Raw genomic sequence first — 25,890 nt, 5'->3', positions numbered from 1 at the left:
GCCCGTTGTAACGCCGAAGCAACATTGTGGACACAGAAAGTCGTCTATACGATCTGGCCACCGCAGCACGCCGGCACCCGTGATCCGGAGGCCACCATGACCCTCGCCCGACGCGCGCTGGCGGCTCTCGCCGGCGCCACCGCCCTCGTCCTGCTCGCCGCTACCCCCGCCGTCGCCGATCCCGGCCCGCCGCCCAGCGCGATGGCCAGCCTCGGCGACTCCATCACCCGCGGCTTCAACGCCTGCGGCTGGTACGTCGACTGCACCTCACGGTCGTTCAGCACCGGCGACAACTCCACGGTGAACAGCCACTACCTGCGTATCCGCGCGGTCAACCCGAACATCCAGGGCCGCAACCTCAACGACGCCCGCAGCGGCGCCAAGTCCGCCGACATGTACGGCCAGGCCGGCACCGCGGTCAGCCAGGGCGTCGGGTACGTCACGATGCTGATCGGCGCCAACGACGCCTGCACCAGCTCTGAGTCGACGATGACCCCGGTGGCCACCTACCGGGCCAACATCGACAGCGCGCTCGCCCGGCTCAAGGCGGGGCTGCCCAACGCCAGGGTCCTGCTGATCAGCATCCCGGACATCCAGCGGCTCTGGCAGGTCGGCAAGGGCAGCGGCAGCGCCCGGACCGCCTGGTCGGCCTTCGGCATCTGCCAGTCGATGCTGGCCAACCCGACCTCCACCGCACAGGCCGACGTCGACCGCCGGACCCGGGTCCGGCAGCGGGTGGTCGACTTCAACACCCAGCTCGCCCAGGCCTGCGCCGCGTACGGCCCGAACTGCGACTTCGACGACAACGCGGTGTTCAACTACCCGTTCGCGCTGAGCCAGGTCTCCACCTGGGACTACTTCCACCCCAACACCAGCGGCCAGGCGGTGCTGGCCAGCGTCTCGTACGCCAACGGCTTCGGCTGGTAGCACCGGTGTCGCGGCGCGCGGGCGGCCCGGCCGTCCGCGCGCCGAGGCGCGCCCGACGCGGGCCCGACGCGAGCCCGAGGCGGGCCCGAAGGGACGCCGCCCGGCGCCGGGTCAGTCGACGCGGCGGCGGGCGCCCGGGCCCGGCCGGGGCAGCACATCGCGCGGGTCGGCCACCTCGTGCCCCTCGGCGCAGTGCAGCTCGACCCGGACCTCCGCCCCGCAGTCGCGGTGCCCGACGCCGAGCGGGGGGCCCTCCGGGTCGGCCAGGTAACGGTCCCCCCAGCCGAGCACCGCCACCAGCACCGGCCACAGGTCGAGGCCCTTCTCGGTCAGCCGGTACTCGTGGCGCAGCCGGCTGCCCGGCTCCCGGTACGGCTCGCGACGCAGCACGCCCTGCTCGACCAGGGTGGCCAGCCGGGTGGTCAGCACCTGCCGGGGGATGCCGGTACGGACGCGCATGTCGTCGAAGCGACGGACGCCGTTGAAGACCTCGCGGAGCACCACCAGGGTCCACCGTTCGCCGAGGATCGCCATCGCCCGGGCGATGGTGCAGTTCTCCACCGACCAGTCCAGTGCCGCGGGTCTCATGTCCACCAGGCTAGGTCTGATTGACAGACTCAGCAACGCGCTGCCAGGCTGAGTCCATGACTCAGACGCAGGACCCGGCGCGCAGCCGTACCTTCTCCTGGTCCGACCCGGTGGCCGGCGCCGCGCACGTGGGCCGCCGCAGCGGCCTGGAGCTGCTCCGCGCGATGATCGCCGGCGAGCTCGCCGCGCCGCCGATCATGCACCTGATCGACATGGCCCGGATGGAGGCCGACGAGGGCCGGGTCGCGGTCGAGCTGGTCCCGCAGGAGTTCCACTACAACCCGCTCGGCACCGTGCACGGCGGGGTCATCTCCACCCTGCTGGACACCGCCGCCGCGTGCGCAGTGCACACCACGCTGCCCGCCGGCGTCGGCTACACCTCGCTGGACCTGAACGTGAAGTTCCTGCGCCCGGTGACCGTCGCCAGCGGCATGCTGCGGTGCGAGGGCACCGTCCTGCAACGGGGCAGGCGCACCGCCCTGGCCGAGGCCCGCCTGACCGACGCCCGGGGCCGCCTCATCGCCCACGCCACGTCGAGCTGCCTGCTCTTTCCCCTCGACACCCCCGCCTGACCACCCACCCACCACCCGCGCCGAGCGGGCACTTTCAGAGAAAGCGTGGCTATTTGCCCGCCATGGCCACGCTTTCTCTGAAAGAGCGGCCACGGCGAGGCGGGTGACGTGGGCGGGGCGGGGGGGCCGGGGGGGCGGGGGGCGTCAGGCGCGGGTGGCGAGGCGGGCCTCGCGGGCGGCGCGCTTCTCCTCGAAGCGGGACGCGGCCCGCTCCAGGTCGTCGAGGTGACCGGCGATCTGGTCGCGGGCGGCCTCGCCGTCGGCGTCCAGGCCGGTGACGTTGAAGACGTCCCACTGGCGCAGCACCGGCTGCACCACGTCGTCGCGGTGCTGGCGCAGGTCGTAGATGCCGGCCAGGGCGATCGCCACCGACTTGCGGGCGAAGCCCTCGATGCCGACGCCGGGCATCTGGAAGTCGGCCACCACGTCGGCGACCGCGCGCATCGCCTGGCTCGGGGCCAGTTCGAAGGCCGCGCCGAGCAGGTTGCGGTAGAAGACCATGTGCAGGTTCTCGTCGGCGGCCACCCGGGCCAGCAACGCCTCGCAGGCCGGGTCGCCGGTGACCCGGCCGGTGTTGCGGTGCGAGATGCGGGTGGCCAGCTCCTGGAACGACACGTACGCCAGCGAGTGCAGCACCTCGTCGCCGTGCACGTTCTCGTAGCCGGCCGACATGTGGGTCATCCGGGCCCGTTCCAGGGCGACCGGGTCCACCGCCCGGGTCACCGTCAGGTAGTCCCGGATGGCGGTGCCGTGCCGACCCTCCTCGGCGGTCCACCGGTGCACCCAGGTGCCCCACGCCCCGTCCCGGCCGAAGAGGCTGGCGATCTCGTGGTGGTACGAGGGCAGGTTGTCCTCGGTCAGCAGGTTGACGATCAGCGCGGTGCGGGCCACGTCGGGAATCGTCGAGTCCGACTCCGACCATGGCTCGCCGCCGAGCGGCCCGTCGAACGTGCGTCCCTCGCTCCACGGGACGTACTCGTGCGGGAACCACTCCTTGGCGATCGACAGGTGGCGGTCGAGGTTCTTCTCCACCACGGCTTCGAGTTCGAGGAGCAGGGCGGTCTGACTCAGCGGGGCGGTGCTCATGCGGATCTCCCTACGGTGGCGTAACTTACGCTACCGTAGGGCCCCGCGAGCCTACGCGCGAGTAGTACCTCAGCTGACCAGCGGTTTGAGGTCCTCCCGGGGCGGCGTCCACTCCCCCGCCGCAGCGGGGATCTGCTCGCCGGACCGGATGTCCTTCACCTCGTCCGACGCCCCCTCCGCGCCCGGGAACCAGACGTACGGGATGCCGCGCCGCTCGGCGTACCGGATCTGCTTGCCGAACTTCGCCGCGCTCGGCGACACCTCGGTCGGCACCCCGCGGGAGCGCAGCGCCTCGGCGACCCGGTTGCTGGCCGGCCGCGCGTCCTCGCTGGTGACCGCGACCAGGACGCAGGTCGGCACGGCCCGGGAGACCGAGAGCGCGTCGGCGCCGAAGAGCAGCCCGAGCAGCCGGGTCACCCCGATCGAGATGCCCACCCCGGGGAACCGGACCGCCCCGGAGCTGGCCAGGTTGTCGTAGCGACCGCCGGAGCAGATCGAACCGAACCGCTCGTAGCCGATCATCTGCGTCTCGTAGACGGTGCCGGTGTAGTAGTCGAGGCCGCGGGCGATGCGCAGGTCGGCCACGCAGAGCCCCGGCGAGTGCGCGGCGGCGGTCTCCACCACCGCGACCAGCTCCTCGATCCCCTCGTCGAGCAGCGGGTCGCTCACCCCGAGGGCGCGCACCGCGTCGGCGAACGAGGCGTCCGGCGCGGAGATCTCGGCCAGCGCCAGGCACGCCTTGGCCTGCGCCTCGCTCGCCCCGGCCGTCTCGGCCAGCAGCTCGGCGACCCGGGCCGGCCCGATCTTGTCGAGCTTGTCGACCGCGCGCAGCGCCGCCTCCGGGTCGGTCAGCCCGACACCCCGGTAGAAGCCCTCGCAGATCTTGCGGTTGTTGACCTGGATGCGCACCGGCGGGATCGGCAGCGAGCGCAGCGCGTCGCCGATGACCAGCGGCATCTCCGCCTCGTGGTGCGCGGGCAGGGTGTCCCGGTCGACGATGTCGATGTCGGCCTGGAGGAACTCGCGGTAGCGGCCCTCCTGCGGGCGCTCGCCCCGCCACACCTTCTGGATCTGGTAGCGGCGGAACGGGAACTGCAGCTTGCCGGCGTTCTCCAGCACGTACCGGGCGAACGGCACGGTCAGGTCGAAGTGCAGGCCGAGCGCGTCGTCGCCGGTGGGGCCGTCGGTGTCGGCCTGCAACCGGCGCAGCACGTAGACCTCCTTGGAGGTCTCCCCCTTGCGCAGCAACTGGTCCAGCGGCTCGACCGAGCGGGTCTCCAGCGGCGCGAAGCCGTACAGCTCGAAGGTGGCGCGGATCCGGTCGAGCACGAACTGCTCGATCATCCGCTGGCCGGGCGTCCACTCCGGGAAGCCGGAGATGGGCGTGGGCTTGCTCATGGCGTACTCCTTGCGTCCCGCGCGGCGGCGCGGGGAGGTCGTGGGCGCGGCTACAGGCCGCGGGCGGGTGCGGCCGGGCGCGCGGCGCCGTCCCCCGCCACCTCGGCGAGGTACGGGTTGGTCGCGCGCTCGCGGCCGATGGTGGTCGCGGGGCCGTGGCCGGGCAGGACAACCGTGTCGTCCGCCAGCGGAAGGACCTTCTCCCGCAGGCTGGTCAGCATCCGGGGCATGCTGCCGCCCGGCAGGTCGGTGCGGCCGATCGAGCCGGCGAAGAGCACGTCACCGGAGAGGCAGATCTGCTCGGCCTCCCAGGGCGAGCCGGCGCCGGGCAGCCGGAACAGCACCGACCCGCCGGTATGGCCGGGCGCGTGGTCGACGGTGATCTCCAACCCGGCCAGCGCCAGCGTCGCGCCGTCGGTCAGCTCAGCCACGTCGTCCGGCTCGGTGTACGGCAGCCGGCCGCCGAAGAGCTGGGCGAGGTCCGCGGAGAGCCCCTTGGCCGGGTCGGCGAGCAGTTCCCGGTCGTCCGGGTGGACGTACGCGGGGATGCCACGCGCGCCGCAGACCGGCGCCACCGAGAAGGTGTGGTCGAGGTGGCCGTGGGTGAGCAGCACCGCGGCCGGGTGCAGACGGTGTTCGGCGAGCACGGCGTCGAGCCGGTCGAGCACCCCGATGCCGGGGTCGACCACCACGCACTGCTCCCCCGGAGCGGTCGCCACCACGTAGCAGTTGGTGCCGAAGGCGTCCGCGGGAAAGCCGGCCACGAGCACGTCCGCTCCCCTTCCGTCGGTACGTCGTTCCCTCCGCAGCCTAGCCGCCACGGCGAACCGATATCCGTGACCCACCCGTCCCGCACACCCCGTCCGGCACAGTGACGCACTCCGATAAACCCAGCCCCGACCTCGTACACCACTTTCCCAGCGGCTACCCGTACACTCTGGCGGGCGTGTGGCGTGGCGCACCTGCTTCACGGGGACGCGAGCGGCCCGACCGCCGGTGACGACCAGGGCAGAGGAAGGGGAGCACGAGTGGCTTCCAGCAGGGACCGGCAGCGCAAGCTGGCACGGGAGAAGCTCGACCGGCAGCTGGCCCGGCGGGCCGCCGCGACCCGGCGGCGCCGGCAGATCCAGGCCGGCGTGGGCGTCGCGGTCGTGCTGGCGCTGATCGTGGTCGGCTCCGCCTGGGCGCTGGGCGCCTTCGACCGCGACCCGAAGCAGCAGGCCGCCCAGGACGTCTGCCTCTGGACGCCGCAGGACGCCGCCGCGAACACCAACCTCAAGGACGTCGGCACCCCGGCCACCACCGGCCTGCCCACCTCGGGCAGCCGGCCGATGACGATCAACACCAACCAGGGCGGCCCGATCACGGCCGAGCTCGACCTCGCCGGCGCGCCGTGCGCCGGGGCGAGCATCGCCCACCTGGCGACCCGGTCGTTCTACGACAACACCACGTGCCACGAGATCACCACCGAGGGGGCGCTGCGCTGCGGCGACCCCAGCGGCACCGGCCTGGGCGGCCCGACGTACTCGTTCTACGACGAGAACGTCCCCACCGTGCCCGAGGCGAGCCCCTCGGCCAGCCCGGCCCCCGGCCAGCCGCCGGCGTATCCGAAGGGCACGATCGCCATGGTCGGTAACCCGCCGGGCAACAACGGCAGCCAGTTCCTCGTCTTCTTCAAGGACTTCAACCCGGCCAAGCCGACCTACCCGGTCATCGGCCGGGTCACCGGCGGGCTCGACGTGATCGAGAAGATCGGCGCCCTGCCGACCGTGGACAATGGGACCGGGGCCAAGGTCAAGCCGAAGACCGACGTGCTGCTCCAGAAGCTCACGGTCGGCGAGCCGAGCACGGCGGCGGCCCCGACGAGCCCGGCTTCCGGCGCCCCGTCGGCCAGCCCCAGCGCCGGCTGAGCCGGACCACACCACCCGTACGCGGCGGCGACCGCGCCACATAGTCCAGGAGGAGTGACCGTGACGTCCACGAGAGAGCGGCAGCGCGCGGCGGCGCGGGCCCGGCTCGAGCGGGAGATGGCCGAGCGCGCGGCCAGGGCCCGCAAGCGCCGGCAGACGCAGGCGATCGTCGGGGCCGCTGCGGTCCTGCTGCTCGTGGTCGCCGGCAGCGTCTGGCTGGCGACGACCCTCGGCGGTGACGACGACACGAAGCAGGACACCGCGGGCGCCCCGGGCTTCGCGCAGTGCGCGTACACCGAGGCGCCGAAGGAGGGTCGGACCCCGCAGATCAAGGACGTCGGACTGCCGCCGGCCCAGCAGAAGAACACCGGCACCCAGACGATGACGATCGACACCAACCTGGGCCCGATCACCGCCAAGATCGACCGCGCGGCGGTGCCCTGCACCGCGGGCAGCTTCACCCACCTGGCCAGCAAGGGCTTCTTCGACAACAGCAAGTGCCACCGGCTGGTCACCGAGGGCATCAAGGTGCTCCAGTGCGGCGACCCGAGCGCGACCGGCAAGGGCTGGCGGGAGACCGACGGCACCGGCGGCCCGGCGTACAACCTGGCCGAGGAGAACCTGCCGACCGACAAGCGCCCCGCCTACCCGGACGGCGTCATCGCGATGGCCAACTCGGGCCAGCCGGGCAGCACCGGCAGCCAGTTCTTCATCGTCTACGGCGACTCGCAGCTCGACCCGAACTACACGGTGCTCGGCACCGTCACCGGCGGCATGGACCTGGTCAAGCAGGTCGCGGCGGCCGGCGACGACAAGGCCTTCGCCCAGCAGGCCGGCGGCGGCCACCCCAAGAAGGAGGTCGTCATCACCAAGCTGGCGATGAGCGACATCCAGGGCTGACCCACCCGTACGACGAAGCGCCCGCCGGCCGAGCCGGCGGGCGCTTGTCGTTGCTGCCTCAGGCCCCCGAGGTGACCCGGTACGCGTCGAAGACGCCGTCGACCTTGCGCACCGCGGCCAGCAGGTGGCCCAGGTGCTTCGGGTCGGCCATCTCGAAGCTGAACCGGCTCACCGCCACCCGGTCGCGGGTGGTGGTGACGGTGGCGGAGAGGATGTTGACCCGCTCGTCGGAGAGCACCCGGGTGACGTCGGCGAGCAGCTTGTGCCGGTCCAGCGCCTCGACCTGGATGGCGACCAGGAACGTCGAGGCGGAGGTGAGCTTCCAGCTGACCTCGACCACCCGCTCGCTCTGCGCCCGCAGGTCCTCGGCGTTGGCGCAGTCGTCGCGGTGCACGCTCACCCCGCCGGAGCGGGTGACGAAGCCGAAGACCGCGTCCGGCGGCACCGGGGTGCAGCAGCGGGCCAGCTTGATCCAGACGTCGCTGACGCCCCGGACCACGACGCCCGGGTCCGCGCTGCTCTGCCGGCTGCGCGGCGGCCGGGTGGCGACGGCGGTCTCGGCGATGTCCTCCGCCGCGCCCTCCTCGCCCCCGTAGGTGGCCATCAGCTTCTGCACCACCGACTGGGCGGAGACCTGGCTGTCGCCGACCGCCGCGTAGAGCGAGGCGACGTCGGCCAGGTGCAGGTCCCGGGCGATCGCCATCAGCGCGTCCGAGGTGAGCATCCGCTGCAACGGCATGCCCTGCTTGCGCATCGCCTTGACGATCGCGTCCTTGCCGGCCTCGATCGCCTCCTCGCGCCGCTCCTTGTTGAAGTACTGGCGGATCTTGGTGCGGGCCCGGGGGCTCTTGACGAAGCCCAGCCAGTCCTGCGTCGGGCCGGCCGTATCGGACTTCGAGGTGAAGATCTCGATCACGTCGCCGTTGGACAGCGTCGACTCCAGCGGCACCAGCTTGCCGTTGACCCGCGCCCCGATGCACTTGTGCCCGACCTCGGTGTGCACCGCGTACGCGAAGTCCACCGGCGTCGAGCCGGTCGGCAGCGGGATGACGTCACCCTTCGGGGTGAAGACGTACACCTCCTGGCTGGACAGGTCGAAGCGCAGGGCGTCGAGGAACTCGCTCGGGTCCGCCGCCTCCCGCTGCCAGTCCAGCAGCTGGCGCAGCCAGGTCATCTCGTCGATGTGCGCCGGCGGGCCGACGATCTGGGTGCCCTTGTGCTCCTTGTACTTCCAGTGCGCGGCGATGCCGAACTCGGCGGTGCGGTGCATCGCGTAGGTGCGGATCTGCATCTCCACCGGCTTGCCGGTGGGCCCGATGACCGTCGTGTGCAACGACTGGTACATGTTGAACTTGGGCATGGCGATGTAGTCCTTGAACCGGCCCGGCACCGGCTGCCAGTTGGCGTGGATGACCCCCAGCGCCGCGTAGCAGTCCCGCACCGTGTCGACCAGGATCCGCACACCCACCAGGTCGTAGATGTCGTTGAAGTCGCGACCCCGCACGATCATCTTCTGGTAGATCGAGTAGAGGTGCTTCGGCCGGCCGGTGGTCTCCGCCTTGATCTTGGCGGCCTTCAGGTCGGTCTGCACCTTCTGGGTCACCTGGCGCAGCAGCGCCTCGCGCTGCGGCTGGTGCTCCCCGATCAGGCGGTTGATCTCCTCGTACCGCTTCGGGAACAGCGTGCCGAAGGCGAGGTCCTCCAGCTCCCACTTGATCGTGTTCATACCGAGGCGGTGCGCCAGCGGGGCGAGGATCTCCAGCGTCTCCTTGGCCTTCTGCTCCTGCTTGGGGCGGGGCAGGAAGGTCAGGGTGCGCATGTTGTGCAGCCGGTCGGCCAGCTTGATCACCAGGACCCGCGGGTCCTTGGCCATCGCCACGACCATCTTGCGGATGGTCTCCGCCTTGGCCGCGTCGCCGAGCTTGACCTTGTCGAGCTTGGTCACCCCGTCGACCAGCAGGGTGACCTCCGGGCCGAAGTCCGCGCGCATCTGGTCGAGGGTGTACTCGGTGTCCTCGATCGTGTCGTGCAGCAGCGCGGCGACCAGGGTGGTGGTGTCCATGCCCAGGTTGCCCAGGATGGTGGCCACGGCCAGCGGGTGGGTGATGTACGGGTCGCCGGACTTGCGGTACTGACCGGAGTGCCAGCGGGCAGCGGTGTCGAAGGCGCGCTGCAGCAGCCGCGCGTCGGCCTTGGGATGGTTCTCCCGGTGGGTGGAGATCAGCGGCTCCAGCACCTCGCTGACCTGCGAACTCTGCCAGGGCGCGTTGAACCGGGCCAGCCGGGCCCGCACCCGACGGCCGGTCGGCGCGTTGGAGAGGGCGAAACCTCCGGTCGGCGAAGCTTCGCCGACGGTCGGCAGCGGCGCCACGGGCGCGCCGGCGTCGACGGCCTCGGCAACGGCGCCGTCGACGGCACCCGTCACACGGGCCGGCGGGTTGCTCTTCCGGTCGGTCACCGAGCCGTCAGCGTCGCCTGTCGGGTGCACCGTGCCCTCCACCGGAGGGACGACATCGTGGGACACCGGCCTCCTCACCGCTCGCCGGAAAACACCGACCGTGGCTCCGGCCGGTCTGGTCCTTCGCCGCCGGACGGGGAACCGCCCGGTCAGCAAAGGGCAATGCTACCCGCACGGTGGGTGCGGTGCCGCTCCGCCGGACGGTCCGCACCGCGTCCGTCCGACCGCATGGGGGTCAAACGGTCAGCAGGGCATGGACCGGGCGCCCGGCGAGCTTCTTGCGGCCCTCCAGGAAGCCCAGCTCCAGCAGAACGGTGAAACCGGCCACCGTGCCGCCGGCCCGCTCGACCAGGTCGAGGGTGGCCTCGGCGGTGCCACCGGTGGCCAGCACGTCGTCGACCACCAGCACCCGGTGCCCGGCGGTGAAGGCGTCCTGGTGCACCTCCAGGGTCGCCTCGCCGTACTCCAGCGCGTACGAGGCGGCGTACGCGGCACGGGGCAGCTTGCCGGCCTTGCGCACCGGCACCACGCCCACCCCGGTGGCGTACGCGATGGCGGCGGCGATCACGAAGCCGCGGGCCTCGATGCCGACCACGATGTCGAACGAGTCACGCCCGTGGTACTCGACGATCCCGTCGATCACCTCGCGGAACACCGCACCGTCGGCGAAGAGCGGCATCAGGTCCTTGAACATGACGCCGGGCTTGGGGAAGTCCGGCACGTCCAGCACCCGGCTGGCCACCAGCCGGGCGACCTGCGGGCCGCTGTCCCCCCGTACCCCGGTGCTGTGGGTCTCCGTCACGGTGCTCCCTCCAACGACGACGGCGTCCTCCATGCCGCTCGCACAGCATGAAGGACGCCGTCGGGTCGATTCCTACCGGGTGTCCCCGCCCGGTCAGCGCCGCTTGGCGCCACCCGGCCGGTTGCCGCCGCCCCCGCTGGGACGGCCGCCCCGGGCGCCGGTCGGGCGCTTGCCGGCGGGACGGGCGCCCACCTTCGGCGCCGTGCCGGCCAGGGCCGCCGCGTCGGAGTCGATCGACTCGTCGGCGCCCTCGGCCGCGCGGGGCGCGCCCTTCGGGGCCAGCTCGCCCCGGGCGATCGCACCCCGCCGGGCCAGCACCCGCTTGTTGTGCGCCTGGATCCGCGGGTCGTAGTTCTTCAGCAGCACCAGCAGCGGGGTGGCCAGCAGGATCGAGGTCAGGAACGCCACCGCCATACCGACGAAGAGCACCAGGCCGAGGTCCTTCAGGGTGCCCGCGCCGAGCAGACCGGCACCGATGAAGAGCAGGCCACCGACGGGGAGCAGGGCGACCACCGAGGTGTTCAGCGACCGCATCAGGCTCTGGTTGAGCGCCAGGTTGGCCGCCTCGCCGTACGTCTGGTTGTTGTTCGCGGTGATGCCGCGGGTGTTCTCCTGCACCTTGTCGAAGACCACCACCACGTCGTAGAGCGCGAAGCCCAGGATCGTGAGGAAGCCGATGATGGTCGACGGGGTGACCTCGAAGCCGACCAGCGAGTAGATGCCGGCGGTGAGGAAGAGATTCATGAACAGCGAGACGATCGCGGCGACCGCCATCCGCCACTCGAAGCGCAGGATCAGGTAGATCGCCACCACCGCGACGAAGATGATCAGACCGAGCAGGGCGCGCGAGGTGACCTGCTCGCCCCACGCCTCGCTGACCTGGTTGCCGCTGATCTGGTCGGCGTTGATCCCGAACTCCCGGGCCATCTCGGCCTTGACCTCGGTGGCCTGCTGCGGGGTGAGCTGCGAGGTACGCAGCTCGTAGTACTCGCCGCTGGTGCTGCCGACCTTCTGCGCGGTCACCACCTCGGCGTCGCCGCCCTCGGCCGCGAGCGCGGCGCCGACCTTCTCCTCGGCCTGCTCCAGCGTGCCGACGCTGGCCGGCACCTGGAACGAGTTGCCGCCGGCGAACTCGATGCCGAGGCTGAACCCGCGCACCGCGAAGCTGAGCACCGCGATCAGCACCAGCGCACCGGCCACGGCGAACCACAGCTTGCGCCGGCCGACGATGTCGAGCCCGGCCTCACCGCGGTAGAGCCGGCTCGCGAGACCACTCTTAGCCATCTCAGGCCTCCTTGACGCGCGGGGTGCGGGGCGAGTCCTGCTCGGCCGACCGGGCCGGCAGGGCCCGGCCGAGACCGCTGACCCGCGGGGACAGGAACGCCCGGGTACGGGCGAACATCGTCATGATCGGGTGCCGGAAGAGGAAGACCACGATCAGGTCCAGCACCGTCGCCAGGCCGAGGGCGAAGGCGAAGCCCTTCACCGTGCCGACCGAGACGACGTAGAGCACCACGGCGGACATCAGCGTGATCGCGTTCGCCGAGATGATCGTCCGGCGGGCCCGGATCCAGGCCCGCGGCACCGCGCTGCGCGGGCTGCGCCCCTCCCGGATCTCGTCCTTGAGCCGCTCGAAGTAGATGACGAAGGAGTCCGCCGCCACACCGAGGGAGACGATCATGCCGGCGATGCCGGCGAGGGTGAGGGTGAAGCCGATCTGCCGGCCGAGCACCACCAGCGCGCCGAAGACCAGCGCCGCCGAGAGCACCAGGCTCAGGAAGATCACCGAGCCGAGCAGCCGGTAGTAGAAGAACGAGTAGACGATGACCAGCAGCATGCCGATACCCGCGGCGAGCAGGCCCGCGCGCAGGTGGCTGTCGCCCAGGGTGGCGGTGACGTTCTGCTGCTCCTGCGGCTCGAAGGTCACCGGCAGCGCGCCGTAACGGAGCTGGCTGGCCAGCTTGTTGGCCTCGGTGCTGGTGAAGTTGCCGGTGATCTGCGAGTCACCGGTCAGCACGCCCTGGATCTCGGGCGAGGAGACGATCTCGTTGTCCAGCACGACCGCCACCCGGCACTTGCCGTCCTGGCCGAGCGCGGTCTGGTCGCAGGCGCCACCGGTGTTGTTGAACGCCTCGCGGGTCAGCTCGGTCCACTTGTCCTGGCCGCCGCCGGTGAAGTTCAGGCTGACCACCCAGGCGCTGGCCTCGTCGAGCACGGCGTTGGCGTCGTCGACGTCGGTGCCGACCACCTTCGCCACGTCGAGCAGGTACTTGGCCGCGCCGTCCTCACAGGCGACCGCCTGCTGCTTCTCGTCCGTGATCGACGCGGCCGGCCGCTTGTCCAGCTGGGCGCAGGTGATGGTCGGGACGTTGAACTGCATCTGCGGCGTCAGCACCGCGATCTCCCGCGGGGAGAGCGCGCCGAACGGCTTGAGCTTCTCCGCCAGGGACGGGTCGGCGGTGAGGTCGGCCGGGGCCTGCAGGGCGCTCGCGGCGGCCCAGGCCGCCGGTCCCACCTTCTTCTCGACGGCGTTGCGCTGCTCCTGGATGCTCTGCGGCACCGGGGCGGCGCTGGCGCTCGGCGAGGCAGCCGGGGCGCTCGGCGAGGCCGGGGCGGAGGGGGTGGCGCTGGCGCTCGGCGCGGGGGCGCCGCCGCCCTGGCCACCGGCGGTCGGCGAGGAGGTGACCTTCGGCGACGCACTGCCCGACGGCGCCGGCGACGCGCTGCCCGAGGGCGCCGGCGAGGCGGTGCCGGAGGGGGCGGGGGTCGGGGCCGCCGTCGGGGCGGTGGCCGCGCCGCTGCCGTCCGCGGCCTTGAGCACCTTGCGGAAGCGCAGCTCCGCCGCGGTGCCGACGTCGGTCAGCTCGCGGTTCTGACCGGGCAGGGAGATGACAATGTTCCGGTTGCCCTCGGTGACCACCTCGGCCTCGGCCACGCCGTAGGCGTTGACCCGGCTCTCGATGATCTGCCGCGCCTCTTCGAGGTTCTCGGAGGTCGGGGGCTTGCCGTCGATGCTGTTGGTGGCCTCGAGCGTCAGCCGGGTGCCGCCGATCAGGTCCAGGCCGAGCCGGGGCTCCAGCCGGTCCTGCCAGCCGCCCTTGGCGCCGCCCGAGAAGAACACCAAAAGATAGAGGACGACGAAGATGAACCCGAGTACGGCAAGCTGCCGCCCGGGGCGCATCTGTCCCTGAGGTGGTGCCACGGCTGTCCTGTCTCCCTGTAACGGTCGCGCCGCCGGTGCGGGCGGCGAACGTCGGGCCGGGGGTCCGGGCCGACGTGCTCTGCAGGGTCGGCACCCGGCGATCGGCACGACGTACCGCCACCGACGCGGGGGCGTCGGTCGGGGGCGCGTGCCGGCGTCGGGCGTCGACCCACCTGTTCAGTTGTCACGGTCCACCCGCCGCTCCGTTCAGGAGGGCGGGCGGGACGTTTCACTCCTTGACGGCGTCCGCCGCTTCCTCGGTGACCGGCTCGGTCGACTCGACGCGCTCGGCCTGGTTGACCACCCGGGCGATGGCCGGCCGGGCGTAGCGGGTCTGGACGCCGGGGGCGACCTCGAGGAGCACGGTGTCGTCGCTGACACCGGTGACCGTGCCGTAGAGCCCGCCGATGGTGACGACCTCGTCACCCGGGGCCAGCGCGGACTGCATGGCCTCGGCTTCGCGCCGCCGCTTCTGCTGCGGGCGGATCATCATGAAGTACATGACGCCGAAGAGCAGGGCGATCATGAGGATCGGCGTGAGACCGCCGGCTCCCCCGCCCGCTGCTGCGTAAACCACGGTGTGTGACCTTCCCATTGGCCTCCGAACCGGCACGAGGGGTGCCGGAGCGGAGGCGGATTCTCACGTCCTGTACAGACCGCGGCGAGTCTAATCCCTGCACCTGAGAACGCCGAATGCGGTACAGATCACGTTCACATCACGGCTGATCCGGTGCGGCGGAGAACAGATCGGGCACGGAAGGGGCCTCAGCACCAAATGTACCATTTGGCGGCGTACGGCCCAGATGGTGCCAGGCCGCCTCGGTAGCCACCCGCCCGCGGGGCGTCCGGGCGAGCAGACCGGCCCGGACCAGGAACGGCTCACAGACCTCCTCGACCGTGTCCGGCTGCTCCCCCACCGCCACCGCGAGGGTGGAGAGCCCGACCGGGCCGCCCCGGAACGAATCCACCAGCGCGGTCAGCACCGCCCGGTCCAGCCGGTCCAGGCCGAGGGCGTCCACGTCGTACACGGTCAGGGCGGCCCGGGCGGTCTCCAGGTTGACCACGCCCTCGGCCCGGACCTCGGCGAAGTCCCGCACCCGGCGCAGCAGCCGGTTGGCGATCCGGGGGGTGCCCCGGGAGCGGCCGGCGATCTCGGTCGCCCCGTCGTCGGTGATCGGCACGCCGAGAATCCGCGCCGAACGGTGCAGCAGCGCCTCCAGGTCGGCCGGAGCGTAGAAGTCCAGGTGCGCGACGAAGCCGAACCGGTCCCGCATCGGCCCGGTCAGCAGACCCGAGCGGGTGGTCGCGCCGACCAGGGTGAACGGCTCGACGTCCAGCGGGATCGCGGTGGCGCCGGGCCCCTTGCCCACCACCACGTCGACCCGGAAGTCCTCCATCGCGCTGTAGAGCAGCTCCTCCGCCGGCTTGGCGATCCGGTGGATCTCGTCGATGAAGAGCACGTCGCCCTCGGCGAGGCTGGTCAGGATGGCCGCCAGGTCGCCGGACCGCTCGATGGCCGGGCCGCTGGTCACCCGGATGCCGGCGCCCAGCTCGGCGGCGACGATATTGGCGAGTGTCGTGTTGTGCACGACGAAGTCGTTCACCGTGAAGGTGTGGTCGCCGTCGACCGTCAGACACCGGCACTCGTGCAGGCCCGCCTGCTCGACCGAGACCACCCGGTCGGCCGCCAGCCGCTCTTCGAAGCGGTCGCGACGTGGCGCCCACTCGGCGAGCCGCATGCCCCGCTCGCCGATCACCGTGACCCGCTGCACGAACCGCGCCACGTCGTCCTGGCTGGTGATGCTGAGTCGCCACGACTCGTGGGGCCGGCCCTGATAGCGACCACGCTTGAGCTTGAGCCGGGACTGGATGCCCAACCGCAGCAGGAGATGCTGCACGTCCGCGAGCAGCCCCCGCGAGACGCTGTAGTACTCGACAACGAGGTCGTAACGGTCGCGCCCGCGCCGGCTGACCGTGCCGTCGCAGGCGAAGTACGCGCCCAGGAAAGCCCCGACCTGCCAGCTGTCACCGCGGAAGACGAAGTCGGGCACGCGCTTCTGCCAGGCGTTCTTGTCGAGGAGCCCGTGCTCGGCCAGCCACGGTCGGAGTCCGGAGATCCTGATGAGCGAACTCCGGGCGCTGTTGGGCCTCGTGACGTGGCTGTATCCGAGCCGGTCACACGTCGACCGGAAGTCGGCGAGCACGGCCTCGTCGCCACCGGTGAAGGTCACCTGGTTGGTCGTGCACCCGTCCCCGACGAGGTAACCGGCGAGTTTGAACTCGTCGACGTCCTCGGTGCCGTCTGCGACGAGCTCCGGACACAGGACGTTGGCGACGTAGTCCCGCTCCGTCAGGTCCCCCGCCTTGACCCACCCGTCCGGCGTCCAGAACGGGTGGTCCGGCGCGGCGACCACCTCGCGCCCGGTGGCCGTCCGGATCCGGACCGAATCCAGCTCGCCCTGCTCGTGGACCGCGGTCACCACCGCGCCTTCCCCGGTGCGGGTGATGACGCGGTCCCCCACGGCGATGTCCCCCAGCCGCCGCCGCGAACCGTCCTCGAGCAGTACCAGGGCGTCGACCGACACGGGCTTCCCGAGGCCAGGCGGCCCCGACAGGAGGATGTGGTCCGGCGGGGAGCCGCGCCGCATCGCGCCCTGCAGCAGCAGGTCGAGCTGGTCGCGGACCCGGTGCTGGGCAATGAACTCCGCGAGCCGCTTCGGCCGGACGCTGGCCTCCGCGTCCAGTTCGGCGTCGTTGACGTACGCCGAGACCAGGCCGTCGCCGGTCACCGGGCCACCTCCGGTCGCTGGGCCGGCGCGGTGGGCGCGCTCATCGGGTGCGGCCCAGCAGTCGGATCGCCTGCTTCAGCAGGACCGGCACCGGCGGGGTGTCCCCGTCGACGCTCTCCGCCACCGCCGCCACCGCCTGGTCGGCCTGCCCCGCCGTCCAGCCCAGCCCGACCAGCGCCTGGCGGACCTGCTCGGGCCAGGCCCCGCCGGTGACCCCGGCCGCGCCGTCGGCGCCGACCGGCACCGGGCCGATCCGGTCGCGCAGCTCCAGGACCAGGCGTTCGGCACCCTTCTTGCCAATGCCCGGCACCCGGGTCAGCGCGGCGGTGTCGGCGTTGGCGATGGCCTTGCGGACCGCGTCCGGGGTGTGCACGGCGAGCACCGCCTGGGCCAGCCGCGGACCCACCCCGCTGGCCGTCTGGAGCAGCTCGAACAGCTGCTTGGCGTCGTCGTCGGGGAAGCCGTAGAGGGTGAGCGAGTCCTCCCGGACGACCAGGCTGGTGGCGAGTCGGGCCGGCTGGCCGACGCGCAGGTCGGCGAGCGTGCCCGGGGCGCACTGCACCGCCAGGCCGATCCCGCCCACCTCCACCACCGCGTGGTCCGGACCGGTCGCGGTCACCGTGCCGCGCACGCTGGCGATCATCGCGCTCCTCCTCGTCGTGCCCGGTCGGCGGCGGCGGCCAGCTTCGACCGGGTGCCGCCGCGCCACACGTGACAGATGGCCAGGGCCAGGGCGTCGGCCGCGTCGGCCGGTTTCGGCGGCTCGGGCAGCCGCAGCAGCCGAGTGACCATCGTGGTCATCTGCCGCTTGTCGGCCTGACCGGAACCGGTCACGGCCGCCTTCACCTCGCTCGGGGTGTACGTCTGCACCGGCAGTCCGGCGCGCGCCCCGGCGAGCACGGCGATCCCGCTGGCCTGGGCGGTGCCCATCACGGTGCGGACGTTGTGCTGGCTGAAGACCCGTTCGACGGCGACGGCGTCCGGCCGGTGCTCGGCGACCAGGTCGGTCAGCGACCGGTCCAGGTGCAGCAGGCGCAGCGCCAGTTCGTCGGCCGGGTCGGTGTAGACGACGTAGTAGGCGACCAGGCTGCAGGGCCGTCCCGGCACGCCCTCGACCACGCCGACTCCGCACCGGGTCAGCCCCGGGTCGACGCCGAGCACGCGCACGCCGCCTCCTCCCCCAGCCGCCAGCAGTACGTGTGTTCGACACCCTACTGGTCGGCCCGGCCCGGCATCCCGGGGGACACGCCGGCCGTACCGGCGCGTCGCGGTGGCCCGGACCACGCCGCTACGTCCGGGCGTGGTCGACCTCGACGGCGACGGTGACGACGTCGCCGTCGTCCTTGCCGGCGCGGATCCGCGCCGGCACGGCCAGCAGCCAGCCGGCCGCCCGGTCCCGCCAGACGCTGGTCGACCAGGTGCGGCCGTCCACGGTGGCGGTCACCGGCACCCGGCCGAACGGGCCGGCGGCGTCCGGCGCGTGGGCGTCGGGCACCGGGGCGAAGACCCACCCGCCCGCGCCCGGCCAACGGATCAGCGTCGCCCGGAAGGCCGGCTGGTCCGTCGGGCCCTCGTCGGGGCCGCCCGGTGGCACGTGCCCCGCCATCTCCACCTCCCGTCCGCCGAGCCGGCCGAGGGGTGGCCGGCTCGATGCTGTCACTCGCAGGCGAGGGTGCCACCCACCGCCGACAGTTCCGCTACGCGACGGGGCCGGGTCGCCCGTTCCCGGGCCGGTGCCGGCGCGCCCACACAGACCGACGGTCGAGTATGTGTCGCCGCCCCATGTGCCGCCGGCCACACAGCTCGTAACTTCTTGCGCCATGACGGCAGAACCCGTGGCGGTCCCCCACGTCGTACACGTCGACCTTTCCGGTCGTAGCGCCCTGGTGACCGGTGGTGGCAGTGGCATCGGGCGGGCCTGCGCGCTGCGCCTGGCGGAGGCCGGCGCGAAGGTGCTGGTGGTGGACCGCAACCTCGAGGCGGCCAAGGTGGTGGCCGCCGAGGCCGGCGCCCGCGCCGAGGGGGTCGACCTGTCGGACCTGGCGGCGGTGGACCGGCTCGACGCCGACGTCGACATCGTGGTCAACAACGCCGGGCTCCAGCACGTCGCGCCCGTGCAGGACTTCCCCACCGAACGCTTCTCCCACCTGCACCGGGTGATGGTGGAGGCGCCGTTCCAGATCATCCGGCGGGCGCTGCCGCACATGTACGCCCGGGGCTGGGGCCGGATCGTCAACATCTCCTCGGTGCACGGGCTGCGCGCCTCGCCGTACAAGGCGGCGTACGTGTCGGCCAAGCACGCCCTGGAGGGGCTGTCGAAGGTCGTGGCCCTGGAGGGCGCGGCGCACGGCGTGACAGCCAACTGCATCAACCCGGCGTACGTCCGTACCCCGCTGGTGGAGAGCCAGATCGCCGACCAGGCGGCCAGCCACGGCATCGGCGAGGACGAGGTGATCGAGAAGATCATGCTGGCCCGGGCCGCGATCAAGCGGCTGATCGAGCCGGATGAGGTCGCCGAGCTGCTGGCGTACCTCTGCTCGCCGCCGGCGGCCTTCATCACCGGCGCCTCCATCGCCCTCGACGGGGGCTGGACGGCGAACTAGTGGCACCGCGCACAATGAGCGTCATGTCGTCGCCGGTCGAGTTCCTGGAGCTGCTCGCCCGGGAGGCGGCTGCGGTCGAGTTCGAGGGCCCGCTGGTCGCCGCCCGGGCCGCCGGGCTGCCCGCCGACCGGCTGGCCGAACTCGAACAGGCCAAGACGGTGGCGCTGCGCGTCCGCGCGCTGCTGGAACGCCGCCGCCGCCGGGAGACCGAACTCTCCGGCCTGTACGACACCGTCAGCGACCTGGCCGGGCTGCGCGACCTGGACGACGTGCTGCGGGCCATCGTGCACCGGGCCCGGCACCTGCTCGGCGCCGACGTCGCCTACATGACCCTCAACGACGACGAGCGCGGCGACACCTACATGCGGGTCACCGACGGCTCGGTCTCGGCCCGGTTCCAGCGGCTGCGGCTCCCGATGGGCGCCGGCCTCGGCGGCCTGGTGGCCCAGTCCGGCGCCCCCTACGTCACGGCGAACTATCCGGAGGACGACCGCTTCCACCACACCGGCGAGATCGACGCCGGGGTGGGCGAGGAGGGGCTGGTGGCCATCCTCGGGGTGCCGCTGCGGCTCGGCTCGACCTCGATCGGCGTGCTCTACGCCGCGAACCGCTCGGCCCGCCCGTTCGTCCGCGAGGAGGTGGCCCTGCTGGTGTCGCTGGCCGCGCACGCCGCGGTGGCGATCGACACCGCGCGGCTGCTCGCCGAGACCCGCTCGGCGCTGGAGGAACTGTCCGCGGCCAACACCACCATCCGGGCGCACAGCAGCTCGGTGGAGCGGGCCGCCGCCGCCCACGACCGGATGACCGCGCTGGTGCTCCGCGGCGGTGGGGTGGAGGACGTCGCGGCGGCGGTCACCGAGGTGCTGGGCGGCGCGCTGCTGGCGCTGGACGCCGAGGGACGGCTGCTGGCCCGGGTCGGCGAGATCGAGGAGCCGGACCGGGCGGACATGGTCGAGGCGGTGGCCGCGTCGCGTACCGAGGGGCGCAGCGTGCGCCGGGGCCCGCTCTGGTACGCCGCCGTGGTCGCCGGCGCGGAGAACCTGGGCGCGCTGGTGCTGCGCCCGGACGACGACCTGGTCGACGCCGACCAGCGCATCCTGGAGCGGGCCGCGCTGGTGACCGCGCTGCTGCTGCTGTTCCGGCGTACGGTCGCCGAGGCCGAGGGGCGGGTGCGCGGCGAGCTGCTCGACGACCTGATCGCCCGGCCGCTGCGGGACACCGACGCGCTGCGCAGCCGGGCCCGTCGGCTCGGGATCGACCTGGACGCCCCGCACGTGCTGGTGGCGGTCGGCGACGACGCGATCGCCGCGACCGGCTCGGCCCGGTTGCGGGTGCTCTCCTGGGCCACCACGTACGCCTCGACCCGCGGTGGCCTGGCGGCGGCCCGCGACGGGCGGGTGGTGCTGATGCTGCCCGGCCGGGACGCCGGTGGCAGCGCCCGGTCGGTGGCCCGGGACCTGTCCCGGGTGACCGGCCGCCCGGTGACCGCCGGGGCGAGCGGCCCGGCGTGCGGGCCGACTGCGCTGGCCGCCACGTTCACCGAGGCGGACCGCTGCCTCACCGCGCTGGGCGCGCTGGGCCGGGCCGGCGAGGGGGCGAGCACCGCCGAACTGGGCTTCGTCGGGCTGCTCCTCGGCACGGTCGGCGACCAGGGCGAGCGGGACGTCGCCCGGTTCCTGACCGCCACGGTGGGGCCGGTGCTGGACTACGACGCGCGGCGCGGCACCGCGCTGGTGCGCACGCTGGAGGCGTACTTCGGGGTGGGCGGCAGCCTGGCCCGCGCGGCCGAGCAGCTGCACGTGCACGTCAACACGGTGACGCAGCGCCTGGAGCGGGTCGGGCAGCTGCTGGGCGCGGACTGGCAGAAGCCGGAGCGGGCGCTGGAGGTGCAGTTGGCGCTGCGCCTGCACCGGCTGCGCACGCCCGCGAGCTGATCCGGGGCGGGGCCCGACGGGGCGGCGCGGCGGATGATCATGGGGCATGATCGCGTCGTGACCGACCCCGACCAGGAGCCGTTCCGGCGGCTCGCCACGGCCGCCGACCGGGTGTGCCGGTTGGCCGACCACCCGGACGTGCAGGACGAGTACGACCGCAGCGACGAGTACGCGGCGTTCCGGGCGGCCCTGGCGGAGCTCGCCGCGGTGCTGCGCGCGGTGGACCCGGTTTCCCTGCCGTCCTCGCGGCGGGCCCCGACGGTCGCCGACGTGGCGGCCACGGTGCTCGACCTGCCCGGTCTACCCGGTCTTGAGGAGGTGGCCGACCGGCTCACCGACGCGCAGGTCGAGCGCGCCCTCATCGCCGCCCTGGCCCTGCCCGACCGGGATCGGCAGGCGGACCTGCTGGTCGCCGTCGCCGCCCGGCTCGACGCCGGTCAGGCGGAGCGGGCGCTGGCGGCGGTGCCCCACCTGGACCGGGCGTCGCGGCAGGCCTGCACGGTGACCGCGCTGCTGCCCCGGCTGCCGGACGAGCGGCGGCCCCGGGCGGCCGCGTTCGCGTTGGCCGCCGCGCGCCGGGCACACCCGTCGCTGATCCTGCCCACCGTCGGCGACCTGGCGCCCTGGCTGGACGCCACCGGGCGGGCCGAGCTCTACGCGATCGCCGCCGCCGAGCAAGGTCCGGGGTGGCACCTGCACCTGCTGCCCGCGCACCAGCTGCCCGCGCGGCGGGCCGCGGTGCTGGCCACCGCGCTCGGGGACGAGCACGAGCCCAGCCTGGCCCGGTCGCTGGCCGGGCTGGCGCCCCACCTGGACGACGAGCAGCTCGCGACGGCCGTGGCGGCCGCGCGGGGCGTCGGTGACCCGACGTGGCGGGCCACGGCGCTGACCGGGCTGGCCACGGCACTGGCGGGTGAGCGGCGCCGCGCCGCTGTCGACGCCGCGCTCGACGCCGGGGCCCAGGGCGGCCGGCTCGACTGGCCGGCGGTGCTGCCGCTGCTCACGCCGGACCAGATGGACGCGGCGCTGGCGGCGGTGGCGTCGTCGCCCTACCCGGACGGAGCCGCCGCCGCCCTCGGCGGGCTGCTCCCGCTGCTGTCGCCGGCCCGGTTGCCCGCCGCCGTCGCGGCGGCCCACGCGATCCGGGACGACCGGACCCGCGCCGTCGCGCTGGCCGAACTGGTGCCGGCGCTGCCGGCGGAACTGCGCGCGACGGCGGTGGCCGCGGCGGTCGACGCGCTGGTGGCGAGCCCGGTGTACGGCTGGTTCAACCCGCTCGGAGCGCTGGGCCCGCACGCCACCCCGGCGCAGCTGGCCCGGCTGTGGGCGGCGGCGCTGGCCGGGGAGGACGACTACCCGCAGGGCGCCCTCGCCGCCCTCGCCCCGTACGTCGACGCGGAGCGGCGCGAGCAGGCGCTACGCCTCGCGCTGGGCTATGAGCCCGCGCACCGGGCCGAGGCGCTGGGCGGACTGGTCCCGCACCTGGACGAGGCGCAGCGGCGGCGGGCGTACCGGGCGGTGTCGGAGATCGGGGACCCGTCCACCCGGGCGGTCGGGCTGGCCGGGCTGGCCGCGTACCTCTCCGCCGCCGACGCCGCCGAGGCGACCGAGGCGGCGCTCACCACGGCCGCCGGCCTGCGCGACCCCGTGGCCCGGACCCGGCTGCTGACCGACCTGGCCCGGCGGCTCGACGGGCCAGCCCGGGACACGGCGCTGGCCTGGGCGTTCGCCGCCGCCCGAACGATCGGGGCGGAGCAGCGGGGGCCGCGCTTCCCGGCCCTCACCGACCTGGTCCCGCTGCTCGCCGACGGCTGAGCGGTCAGCGGGCCCGGATGCCCTCCAGCACCGTGTCGACGACCTTCTGGGGCAGGATCAGGTCGTCCAGTTCGGGATGCCAGCGCAGCATCCGCTGGATCAGCATCGGCCCGGTGAGCAGCGCCATCGTCACCTCGACGTCGAGGTCGGCGCGGAGCTCGCCGGTGCGGATCCCGCGCCGCAGCACCTCGCGCATCAGCTGCCGGCGCGGCTCGATGATGTTCTGGTAGAGCTGGAAGTGGTCCGGGCTGCGGTTCACCTCGGGCACCAGACAGGGCATGATCTTCGCGGCGCGCGGGTCGATGTTGTGCCCGACCGCGCCGACAATCAGCACCAGGTCGTCGCGGACGGAGTGCCCGACCGGCTGCGGCAGGACCCCCTTGAGCCGGCGCAGCGCGTCGAGCAGCAGCGCGTCCTTGCCCGGCCAGCGCCGGTAGATGGTGGCCTTGCCGACCCCGGCGCGGCTGGCGATCGCCTCGATCGACAGCGCCTCGATGGTGCTGCCCTCGGCGAGCAGATCGAGGGTGGCCTCGATGATGGCCTCGTCCGCGCGGACGCTCCGCGGTCGCCCGGGCGACCGCGGAGCATCAGCGGTGGAAGTCATGTCGGACATTATCCCCGAACCTATGCCGTTCCGGCCAACTCCGGTTCGCCCACCACTTGCGCGGCGGCGGGCGCTCCCGCGGCCCGGCCCGGCATCCACCGCAGCACGATGAGGATGCCGAGGGCGGCCACCACCGCGGACAGCGCCGCCGCCCAGTGCATGGCCGCGACGAACGAGTCGTTGGCCGCCGCGATCAGCTTCGGCGCCGCCGGCCCGAGCTGTCCCGCCGCCGCGTACGCACCGGAGATGGACTCGTTGGCCGCCTCGCGGGCCGGGGCGGGAAGCCCGTCGACCGCCGAGGCGATGTCCTCCCGGTAGACCGCGGAGAGCACCGAGCCGAGCACGGCCACGCCCAGCGCCCCGGCGACCTGCCGCACCGTGTTGCTGACCGCCGAGCCCACGCCCGCCTTCTCCCGGGGCAGCGCCGACATGATCGACTCGGTGGCCGGCGGCATGATGTTGGCCATCCCGGCGCCCTGGAGGAAGAAGAACACCAGCACCACCCAGATCGGCGTGCTCGCGTCGATGAAGGCGAACGCGCCGAGCGCCAGCACGGTCAGCACCAGCCCGACCACCGCGACCGCCTTGCCGCCGTACTGGCGGACCATGGCGGCGCTGCGCGGCGCGAAGATCAGCTGGGCGCCGGCGAAGGGCAGGAAGAGCAGGCCGGTCTGCAGCGGGCTGTAGCCACGGACCAGCTGGAGGTAGAACGAGCTGAAGAACATGACGCCCATCGCGGCGAAGAAGATCAGGCCGACGATGGCCACCGGCGCGGCGAAGCGTGGCACCCGGAACAGCCGGACGTCCAGCGACGGGTGCTCACTGCGCCGCTCGTGGGCGACGAACCAGACCAGCACCGCCAGGCCGCCGACGATGGACGCCCAGACCACCGGCCGGTCGAAGCCGTGCTCGCCGCCGTCGATGATGCCGTAGGTCAGCGCGACCAGACCCACCACCGACAGCAGCACGCCGAGCAGGTCCACCCGGCCCGGCCGGGGGTCGCGGGACTCCGGCACCAGCAGCGCCACCAGGACCACGCCGGCCGCCACCACCGGCACGTTGATCAGGAAGACCGAGCCCCACCAGTAGTGCTCCAGCAGGGCGCCGCCCAGGATCGGGCCGATCGCCACGGCGAGGCCGACCGCGCCGGCCCAGATGCCGATCGCCCGGCCCCGCTCACGCGGGTCGAAGACGTTGGAGATGATCGACAGGGTCACCGGCATGATCGCCGCGCCGCCGACGCCCATCAGGGCGCGGGCCGCGATCAGCTGGCCGGGATCCTGCGCGTACGCCGACAGCAGCGAGGCCAGGCCGAACAGCACCAGCCCGATCAGCAGGAAGCGGCGGCGGCCGAAGCGGTCACCGAGCACGCCGAAGGTGAACAGCAGCCCGGCGAAGACCAGCGTGTAGGAGTTGATCGACCACTCCAGCTCGCCCTGGCTGGCGCCGAGGCCGTGCACCGGGTCGGCGAGGGTGCGCAGTGCGACGTTGAGGATGGTGTTGTCGAGGACGACGACGAGCAGGCTGATCACCAGCACCCCGAGGATCCCCCACCGCCTCGGATGTCCGGTGTTCTCGTGCGGTTCCATGTGTCCGGTTCTCCCCCCGGCGTGCCCGTACCGTGAATTACGATACGAGTCAGACTCGTAACCAGCCTGAGCGTACGGGCGCGAGTTTCGATACGGAACCGGATCGTTTCGTATGTGTCCGGCGTCACTCTCCCTGCGTCATGTCGAAGGCCGGCCGGGGCCTCGCGCTCTCGGGCACGGTTTGCGGCGTGTCGGGCTGTCCCGCGCCCCCGTCACCGCGACACGCCGCAAACCGCGCGGCGAGACGTGGTTGCAGGCACGCAGCGCGGGATGTCCGGTTCGGGGGTTACTCGGTGCGCCCGGGATGTCCGTTCTGGGTCGGCGAGTGACGAGGCATCCGGTGACCGGGGGCACCCTGGCGGTGGAATGGTGGCCGGGCCGGGGTCGTTACATCACCTGGACGATCGCAGCAGCACCCCGCTGGCCCGGCCCGATACATGGGGCCGCCCGGGATGCCGGGCCCCCGGAATGATGGTGGGCCGCCGGTCGTTACACATGGACCCGGCGCCGTGAGCCCCCGCTCGCGAAGCCAGCCGGGACGAGACTTTCCCCTGATCTTTGAGCGCCTTGTCGTGGTGCTTGCGCGTGTCCGACCCCCCTTGGACACGTCGCCAACCCCCGAATGGAGCCACTCTGATGAACACCACCATTCTGCGGAAGAGCGTTCTGGGTATCGCTGGTCTGGCCTTCGCCGGTGGCGTCTTCGCCGGCCC

Annotated in this window: 22 protein-coding genes and 1 pseudogene; 7 read left to right on the top strand and 16 right to left on the bottom strand. The window is 73.0% G+C overall.

From position 1 onward, the window contains the following. Positions 1 to 96 precede the first annotated feature (96 nt). The gene (locus ACTMTB_RS27855; RefSeq protein WP_441149155.1) at positions 97 to 927 is read left to right on the top strand and encodes an SGNH/GDSL hydrolase family protein; all 831 of its coding nucleotides are present in this window, start codon (positions 97 to 99) and stop codon (positions 925 to 927) included. Between the two features lie 111 nt (positions 928 to 1,038). Here ACTMTB_RS27855 and ACTMTB_RS27850 read toward each other — a convergent pair whose 3' ends face one another. Further along, the gene (locus tag ACTMTB_RS27850; protein ID WP_441149154.1) at positions 1,039 to 1,515 is read right to left on the bottom strand and encodes a winged helix-turn-helix transcriptional regulator; all 477 of its coding nucleotides are present in this window, start codon (positions 1,513 to 1,515) and stop codon (positions 1,039 to 1,041) included. 56 nt (positions 1,516 to 1,571) lie between these two features. On the opposite strand from ACTMTB_RS27850, the gene ACTMTB_RS27845 reads away from it, so the two are divergent. Further along, positions 1,572 to 2,087 (top strand): PaaI family thioesterase, encoded by a 516-nt coding sequence (locus ACTMTB_RS27845; protein ID WP_441149153.1) that lies wholly within the window; start codon positions 1,572 to 1,574, stop codon positions 2,085 to 2,087. Positions 2,088 to 2,231: 144 nt separating this feature from the next. On the opposite strand, the gene ACTMTB_RS27840 is transcribed toward ACTMTB_RS27845, so the two are convergent. The 3 genes from ACTMTB_RS27840 to ACTMTB_RS27830 form a co-directional block, all read right to left on the bottom strand. Next, complete coding sequence (locus ACTMTB_RS27840) at positions 2,232 to 3,173, bottom strand: acyl-ACP desaturase (protein WP_088962766.1); 942 nt, start codon at positions 3,171 to 3,173, stop codon at positions 2,232 to 2,234. Between the two features lie 69 nt (positions 3,174 to 3,242). Beyond that, a complete protein-coding gene (gene hisS / locus ACTMTB_RS27835; RefSeq protein ID WP_441149152.1) occupies positions 3,243 to 4,571 on the bottom strand; it encodes a histidine--tRNA ligase in 1,329 nt (442 codons plus the stop codon). 50 nt (positions 4,572 to 4,621) lie between these two features. After that, a complete protein-coding gene (locus tag ACTMTB_RS27830) occupies positions 4,622 to 5,341 on the bottom strand; it encodes an MBL fold metallo-hydrolase (RefSeq protein WP_280837137.1) in 720 nt (239 codons plus the stop codon). Between the two features lie 258 nt (positions 5,342 to 5,599). Between ACTMTB_RS27830 and ACTMTB_RS27825 the strand changes: the two genes are divergently transcribed. After that, positions 5,600 to 6,481 (top strand): peptidylprolyl isomerase, encoded by an 882-nt coding sequence (locus tag ACTMTB_RS27825; protein WP_441149151.1) that lies wholly within the window; start codon positions 5,600 to 5,602, stop codon positions 6,479 to 6,481. A gap of 60 nt (positions 6,482 to 6,541) precedes the next feature. Beyond that, complete coding sequence (locus ACTMTB_RS27820; protein ID WP_441149150.1) at positions 6,542 to 7,381, top strand: peptidylprolyl isomerase; 840 nt, start codon at positions 6,542 to 6,544, stop codon at positions 7,379 to 7,381. Positions 7,382 to 7,439: 58 nt separating this feature from the next. Here the strand turns inward: ACTMTB_RS27820 and ACTMTB_RS27815 are convergent, their stop codons facing one another. The 10 genes and pseudogenes from ACTMTB_RS27815 to ACTMTB_RS27770 all read right to left on the bottom strand — a co-directional run bounded on the left by ACTMTB_RS27815 (position 7,440) and on the right by ACTMTB_RS27770 (position 18,292). Then, positions 7,440 to 9,881 carry a RelA/SpoT family protein gene (locus ACTMTB_RS27815; protein WP_441149237.1) on the bottom strand — a complete coding sequence of 814 codons (2,442 nt, stop codon included), beginning with the start codon at positions 9,879 to 9,881 and terminating at the stop codon, positions 7,440 to 7,442. A gap of 193 nt (positions 9,882 to 10,074) precedes the next feature. After that, positions 10,075 to 10,641: an adenine phosphoribosyltransferase gene (locus tag ACTMTB_RS27810; RefSeq protein WP_179804286.1), complete on the bottom strand. Its 567-nt coding sequence runs from the start codon at positions 10,639 to 10,641 to the stop codon at positions 10,075 to 10,077. A 93-nt stretch (positions 10,642 to 10,734) separates the two neighbouring features. Continuing rightward, positions 10,735 to 11,925, bottom strand: a complete 1,191-nt coding sequence (gene secF / locus ACTMTB_RS27805) for a protein translocase subunit SecF (protein WP_441149149.1) — start codon at positions 11,923 to 11,925, stop codon at positions 10,735 to 10,737. Between the two features lies 1 nt (position 11,926). Beyond that, entirely contained in the window at positions 11,927 to 13,843 is a 1,917-nt protein-coding gene (secD, locus tag ACTMTB_RS27800) for a protein translocase subunit SecD (RefSeq protein ID WP_441149148.1), read from the bottom strand. Positions 13,844 to 14,072: 229 nt separating this feature from the next. Next, positions 14,073 to 14,420, bottom strand: coding sequence for a preprotein translocase subunit YajC (yajC, locus tag ACTMTB_RS27795; protein ID WP_441149147.1), 348 nt, complete (start codon positions 14,418 to 14,420; stop codon positions 14,073 to 14,075). Between the two features lie 139 nt (positions 14,421 to 14,559). Continuing rightward, on the bottom strand, positions 14,560 to 16,323 hold the full coding sequence (gene ruvB / locus ACTMTB_RS27790; RefSeq protein ID WP_441149236.1) for a Holliday junction branch migration DNA helicase RuvB: 1,764 nt from the start codon (positions 16,321 to 16,323) through the stop codon (positions 14,560 to 14,562). Between the two features lie 108 nt (positions 16,324 to 16,431). Beyond that, positions 16,432 to 16,632 (bottom strand): annotated as a pseudogene (locus ACTMTB_RS27785) (Holliday junction branch migration DNA helicase RuvB); the annotation flags it as partial. 40 nt (positions 16,633 to 16,672) lie between these two features. Continuing rightward, positions 16,673 to 17,275, bottom strand: coding sequence for a Holliday junction branch migration protein RuvA (gene ruvA, locus ACTMTB_RS27780; RefSeq protein WP_210777247.1), 603 nt, complete (start codon positions 17,273 to 17,275; stop codon positions 16,673 to 16,675). Continuing rightward, positions 17,272 to 17,799, bottom strand: a complete 528-nt coding sequence (gene ruvC, locus ACTMTB_RS27775) for a crossover junction endodeoxyribonuclease RuvC (protein WP_441149146.1) — start codon at positions 17,797 to 17,799, stop codon at positions 17,272 to 17,274. The genes ruvA and ruvC overlap by 4 nt, the downstream gene beginning before the upstream one ends. A gap of 121 nt (positions 17,800 to 17,920) precedes the next feature. After that, the gene (locus tag ACTMTB_RS27770; RefSeq protein ID WP_441149145.1) at positions 17,921 to 18,292 is read right to left on the bottom strand and encodes a DUF1905 domain-containing protein; all 372 of its coding nucleotides are present in this window, start codon (positions 18,290 to 18,292) and stop codon (positions 17,921 to 17,923) included. Between the two features lie 160 nt (positions 18,293 to 18,452). Between ACTMTB_RS27770 and ACTMTB_RS27765 the strand changes: the two genes are divergently transcribed. From ACTMTB_RS27765 to ACTMTB_RS27755, 3 genes are read left to right on the top strand one after another with little or no spacing between them, the layout of a single operon-like run. Beyond that, positions 18,453 to 19,235, top strand: a complete 783-nt coding sequence (locus tag ACTMTB_RS27765) for a 3-hydroxybutyrate dehydrogenase (RefSeq protein WP_441149144.1) — start codon at positions 18,453 to 18,455, stop codon at positions 19,233 to 19,235. 14 nt (positions 19,236 to 19,249) lie between these two features. Then, complete coding sequence (locus ACTMTB_RS27760) at positions 19,250 to 21,169, top strand: helix-turn-helix domain-containing protein (RefSeq protein WP_441149143.1); 1,920 nt, start codon at positions 19,250 to 19,252, stop codon at positions 21,167 to 21,169. A 57-nt stretch (positions 21,170 to 21,226) separates the two neighbouring features. Continuing rightward, positions 21,227 to 22,984: a hypothetical protein gene (locus ACTMTB_RS27755; protein WP_441149142.1), complete on the top strand. Its 1,758-nt coding sequence runs from the start codon at positions 21,227 to 21,229 to the stop codon at positions 22,982 to 22,984. 4 nt (positions 22,985 to 22,988) lie between these two features. On the opposite strand, the gene ACTMTB_RS27750 is transcribed toward ACTMTB_RS27755, so the two are convergent. After that, a complete protein-coding gene (locus ACTMTB_RS27750; RefSeq protein ID WP_441149141.1) occupies positions 22,989 to 23,597 on the bottom strand; it encodes a TetR/AcrR family transcriptional regulator in 609 nt (202 codons plus the stop codon). A gap of 11 nt (positions 23,598 to 23,608) precedes the next feature. Next, positions 23,609 to 25,177, bottom strand: coding sequence for an MFS transporter (locus ACTMTB_RS27745; RefSeq protein ID WP_441149140.1), 1,569 nt, complete (start codon positions 25,175 to 25,177; stop codon positions 23,609 to 23,611). Positions 25,178 to 25,890: the final 713 nt, after the last annotated feature.

It is taken from the genome of Micromonospora sp. L32 (assembly GCF_052068055.1).
In the GTDB taxonomy this organism is placed as follows: Bacteria; Actinomycetota; Actinomycetes; order Mycobacteriales; family Micromonosporaceae; genus Micromonospora; species Micromonospora purpureochromogenes.
Note: the sequence above shows the minus strand (reverse complement) of the source record. Positions and strands in the feature narration are given on the sequence as shown.